Source organism: Calidithermus terrae (assembly GCF_003574345.1).
GTDB lineage: Bacteria > Deinococcota > Deinococci > Deinococcales > Thermaceae > Calidithermus > Calidithermus chliarophilus.
Genome location: NZ_QXDL01000274.1, coordinates 1 through 4520 on the forward strand (window position 1 = coordinate 1; position 4520 = coordinate 4520).

Here is a 4520-nt window from a genome sequence, read left to right on the forward strand (position 1 = left end):
GGGGGTAGGGCCCCGACGGCTGGGGCGGCCGGGTAATGGGACCGGGGCGCAGGAAAGGGACGGGCCTCCCCGGCGGGGCTGCCGGAGGAGCGGGGGCGTTCCAGGCCTGGCGGGCCAGTGAAACGCGGTAGACCGCCAGCGAGCGGGCGAAGTTCCGCCGGAGGCGCAGGCGGTCGAGGAGGGGGTGCGGCGACACGGCTCACCTCTCCAGGAAGGAGGTCAGGCCGCTGTGGGCGAGCTCGAGGGTGTCGATCGCCAGGGCGTTGCCGCTGGCCGAGAGCTGCGGCCCGATCCACTTCACGGGGTAGGCGTCCTTGAAGTCCCAGCGGAAGAGCTTGGAGCCGTCCACCCCGAAGACCTGCACGGTGACGTTGTGGCGCTCGATCCGGCCGCTGACGACCTTGAGGTACCAGCGCAGCAGGCGGTCGTCCTGGGCCATGCCCCGCTTGAGGGTCAGGTTGCCCACCTTGGTGCGGCCGGGCAGGCGGTGGACGTACTCGTTGAGCCCGCCCTCGGCGTACTCCTTGATCTCGGTCTCGATCTGCAGGCCGCCCAGCTCGGTGAACATCGCCTTGCCCACGCCGCCGATATCGACGTAAAACCTCGAGGTCCCCGTGACGGGCCCGGGTCCTCCCAAAAACGGTATCCTCAGCACTTCGCAGCACTCCTCACTCGGTCGCTCAGCGCCCGCGCTCGCGCCCCTCCCGCGCGCGCTCGAGGCGCAGGTCCTCCCGCAGCAGGCGGTAGACCCGCTCGGCCAGGGCCTCGAGGTCGATGGCCGGGGAGGAGTCGGGGCGGGGTTCGGACGGCGGGTTGGGCCCCGCGTCGGGCGGTCGGGTCATGCCTGCCTCCTAACGGCCCTCCGGCGGGGCGTCCTCGAGCTGCCCCAGGTCCAGGGTGAAGCGCGCCCGGCAGGCGGGGCACTCGGTCTCGACCAGGCTGAGGCGCTCGGGGAACATCGGCCTGGGGCCGCTTCCGTTGACCTGTAGGTAAAACTCCTGCAAAAACATGTAGTCGGTGGCGAACAGCCGCTCCACCACGCTCTCGGGCACCGGGCGGATGCTCCCGAGGCTCAGCAGCACCCGGCTCAGCAGCGCGATGCCCAGGTAGGCCTCGTTGGCCCGCACCCGCGGGTCGGCGAGGGGCTCGACCTCGTCGAGCGCGGTGGCCCGGCGCATCACCCCCCGGCGGTGCAGGTGGCCCTGCTCGTCGAGGTAGCCGTGGGGGAGGGTGAACTCGAAAAGGGTTTGCATACAGGGGGGCGGGCCCCACGGCATAGGGTTTCCGGCCGTGGGGCCCGGGCCGGGCTCACTTCACCCGGATGTACTTGTCGTAGACCAGCGTCAGCTCCTCGATGGCGACCTCGTTGGAGTTGGCGTTGGGGGCAGGGCCGGTGATCTTGGAGGGCCAGGCGCCCTCGAAGTTCCAGCGGGCCACCTCCTCCCCGGCCTGGTTGTACATCACGATCGAGCCGTTCTCCTTGGCCGACTCGTACTTGCCCTCCTCGATCTCCTTGCGCCAGTTCCACAGGCTCAGCGAGCTGGGGTCGGTGGTGATGCCCTGCTTGAGGGTCACCGGGTTCCACTTGAGGTTGCCGGGGATCTGGAACCAGATCACCTCGCCCTTGGCGTTGGTCGCGCGCTGCTGGGTGACCTCGTTCTCGCTGCCCAGGCCGGACATCTCGCGGAAGACGCCCTTGAGCTTGTCGCCGAACTCCACGCTGAAAAAGGCTACGTTTACCGGAATGCTCGCCATCTGTTCTCCTCCTTGCGCTCGAGTTTCCTCCCGCGGGGGCCGGGCGGTGAGCCCACGGCGGCCCCGCGACAGTTCTTATCCCTGCTGCCCGCTGGTCATCTGGGAGAAGCGGAAGATCACGAACTCCGCGGGCTTGACCGGCGCGATGCCGATCTCGACGATCAACTGCCCCTGGTCGCGCACCTCGGGGGTGTTGAGCTCGGCGTCGCACTTGACGTAGAAGGCCTCGTTGGGGGTGGATCCGAACAGCGCCCCCTCCCGCCAGACGGTGGTGAGGAAGGCGGTGATGTCGCGCTTGACCCGCTCCCACAGGTTGACGTCGTTGGGCTCGAAGACCACCCACTGGGTGCCGCGCTCCACCGACTTCATCACGTAGTTGAAGAGGCGGCGGACGTTGACGTAGCGCCAGGCGGGGTCGGAGGAGAGGGTGCGCGCCCCCCACACCCGCACGCCGCGCCCGGTGAAGGAGCGGATGGCGTTGATGCCCACGGGGTTGAGGGTGTCCTGCTCGCCCTTGGTGATCTCGAGGGCCGGCCCCAGCGCCCCGCGGATGATCTCGTTGGCCGGGGCCTTGTGCACCCCGCGCTCGCGGTCGTTGCGGGCCCAGATCCCGGCGACGTGGCCCGACGGGGGCACCGCCATGGGCTCACCGCCCGGCATCGCCACCTTGATCCAGGGGTAGTAGAGCACGGCGAATTTGGAGTCGAAGTTGGCCTCCCTCTCGCGCCAGCGCTTGACCTCCTGGGGGGTCATGTCGGGGAGGGGGTCGAGGATGGCGAGGCGGTCCTGCATGCGCTCGCAGTGGGCGATGAGGGCCAGCTGCACCGCCTTGACGCCCTCGCGGTCGATCATGCCCATGCGGTAGGCCGACATCAGGTCGGGGATGGCGACCATGGTCACGTCCTCGGCGATCTCGAGCCCCTCGAGGCCCGAGCGGTCATCGACGTTGCCCACGAAGCTGTCGGCCTTGACGGCCAGGGCCTCCGTGGGCTGGCCGGCCTTGATCACGTAGCTGCCCACCTCGGGGGCCCGCTCGGCCAGTGCCCCGGCGGTCTTCTCCTCGACGAGCTCGATGAGGGTGCTGGTCTTGAGGGCCTCGGCCAGCGCGGTGGCCTTGGCGCCCTTGGCCGGGCGGCCCACCACCACGTTCTCGAAGCTCTCCTCGAGGGCGTCCATCTTGACCCGCAGGTTGAAGGCCCCCTCCCCCGCGTCCTCGGCCGAGGGCGGGGTGACCTCGACGACGATGTCGCTGCTGGGCCTGCCCTTGGCCCCTAGGGTCAGGCTGGGCACGGCCTTGGAGACCCGGCTGGGCAACTGGGCCAGGGCGGGTTGGGCGACGGCCCCGTTCCGGGTGGTGTTGGGCACCACGCGCGTCACGTAGCAGCGGTTGCCCCCGTTGTTGAAGTAGCCGTACACCGCGTGCGAGAGGTAGGCCCCGGGCATGTGCGGGTTGCGCACGCCGTCCTCGAGCGCGCCGAAGGTCTCGACGTACTGCTGCCAGCTCGTGATGAGCTGGGGCTTGTTGGCCGGGCCGGCGGGGGCGAAGCCCACGAAGGCCGCCATCGCTGTGCCCACCCCCTCGATGGGCCGGGGGCCGGTGTTGACTTCCTCGACGTAGACGCCTGGCGAAAGATACTCTGGCATTTCCCTTTATCCTCCTGTGGTCCTAAAGCACGACTTCATAGCGGTCCGAGGGGACCTCGAGCACGAAGCGCCGCGGGCCCTCGCCCGAGCGGGCCACCCGCAGGCGCAATTGCCCGGGGGGCACCCCGGCCAGCACGAAGCGGCCCTCGCGGTCGGTGACCGCGCCGTCGAGGGCGCTGTCCTCACGCCACACCATCACCCCCTCCAGCGGCGTGCCCTGCCGGTCGAGCACCCGCCCGCCGATGCGGTAGGGGGCCTCCGACCAGGCGGGCTCGCCGGAAAGCGGGGCGTAGCGGGTGGTCCGGGTGAGCACGACGGGGGCCTCGAGGGCGGTCTCGAGATCGACCGGGACCGTGAGGGCGTACAGCAGGGCGGGCCGCGGGGCCGACCCCAGCCCCGTCCACAGCTCGCGCAGGCGCGGGTGGTCTTCGGGCTGCCCCACCCGCGCCAGGAGGGGCAGGCCCGCGCAGCGCGCCCAGGCGGGCACGTAGTCCTCGGGGATCTGGTGGTGGCGCAGCAGGGTGACCATCACCCGCCAGAGGATCTCGTGCTGGTCGCGGGTCTCCTCGGAGATGGCCGTGACCTGGTAGTGCAGCTCGAAGCGCCGGGGCGGCAGGCGGCGCACGCTGTGGCTGCCCTCCCCCCGCACGACCTCGAGGTTGCTCTGGCGCAGGGCGGTGTTCTCCTGGAGGTCGAAGAGGAAGAAGTTGACGGTCGGGCGGTTGAGGCCGCCGAGCCACTCGCGGCTGGGGGTCTCGAACTCCACGTCGACGTAGCGCGGGTCGATCTGCCCCCGCTCGAAAATCAGCCTCCGCAACCCTTCGTGAATATCCATCAACATGGACGAATTACAGTTTATTCAAAGCGGGCTTTTTTGCAAGTTAATCTAGCCGTAATTCTTTGTAGACCTTGCGGTATAGCTACAATAGCGCTTCATTGGAGCAAGCACGAAGAAAACCCCCTCCTCGCGGACGGCCCCTTTACAGAACCCGCACCCGGTGGGCGGCCGGGATCAGCGCGGTGCCGCCGAAGCGGTTGGTGCGGGTCAGGTCGGGGTTGGCCCTGAGCACCTCGCGCAGCATCGCCACGCTGCCGGTCTCCCCGCTCACCAGGAGGGCGTT

7 protein-coding genes are annotated in these 4520 nt (G+C 69.5%); all 7 read right to left on the bottom strand.

The annotated features are described in order from the left end of the window. On the bottom strand, nucleotides 1–196 hold a 196-nt coding region (locus tag Mterra_RS22915), incomplete at its 3' end, for a hypothetical protein (protein WP_218022976.1). 3 nt (nucleotides 197–199) lie between these two features. Next, nucleotides 200–637, bottom strand: coding sequence for a phage tail protein (locus tag Mterra_RS19095; RefSeq protein WP_027892561.1), 438 nt, complete (start codon nucleotides 635–637; stop codon nucleotides 200–202). 43 nt (nucleotides 638–680) lie between these two features. Then, nucleotides 681–842 carry a hypothetical protein gene (locus tag Mterra_RS22585; RefSeq protein ID WP_170159747.1) on the bottom strand — a complete coding sequence of 54 codons (162 nt, stop codon included), beginning with the start codon at nucleotides 840–842 and terminating at the stop codon, nucleotides 681–683. A gap of 9 nt (nucleotides 843–851) precedes the next feature. Then, nucleotides 852–1253: a phage tail assembly protein gene (locus tag Mterra_RS19100; RefSeq protein ID WP_119316574.1), complete on the bottom strand. Its 402-nt coding sequence runs from the start codon at nucleotides 1251–1253 to the stop codon at nucleotides 852–854. A 55-nt stretch (nucleotides 1254–1308) separates the two neighbouring features. Continuing rightward, nucleotides 1309–1755, bottom strand: a complete 447-nt coding sequence (locus Mterra_RS19105; protein WP_027892559.1) for a phage tail protein — start codon at nucleotides 1753–1755, stop codon at nucleotides 1309–1311. Between the two features lie 75 nt (nucleotides 1756–1830). Next, complete coding sequence (locus tag Mterra_RS19110) at nucleotides 1831–3399, bottom strand: phage tail sheath family protein (protein ID WP_119316575.1); 1569 nt, start codon at nucleotides 3397–3399, stop codon at nucleotides 1831–1833. A 22-nt stretch (nucleotides 3400–3421) separates the two neighbouring features. After that, a complete protein-coding gene (locus Mterra_RS19115; protein ID WP_119316576.1) occupies nucleotides 3422–4240 on the bottom strand; it encodes a Pvc16 family protein in 819 nt (272 codons plus the stop codon). Between the last annotated feature and the right edge of the window lie 280 nt (nucleotides 4241–4520).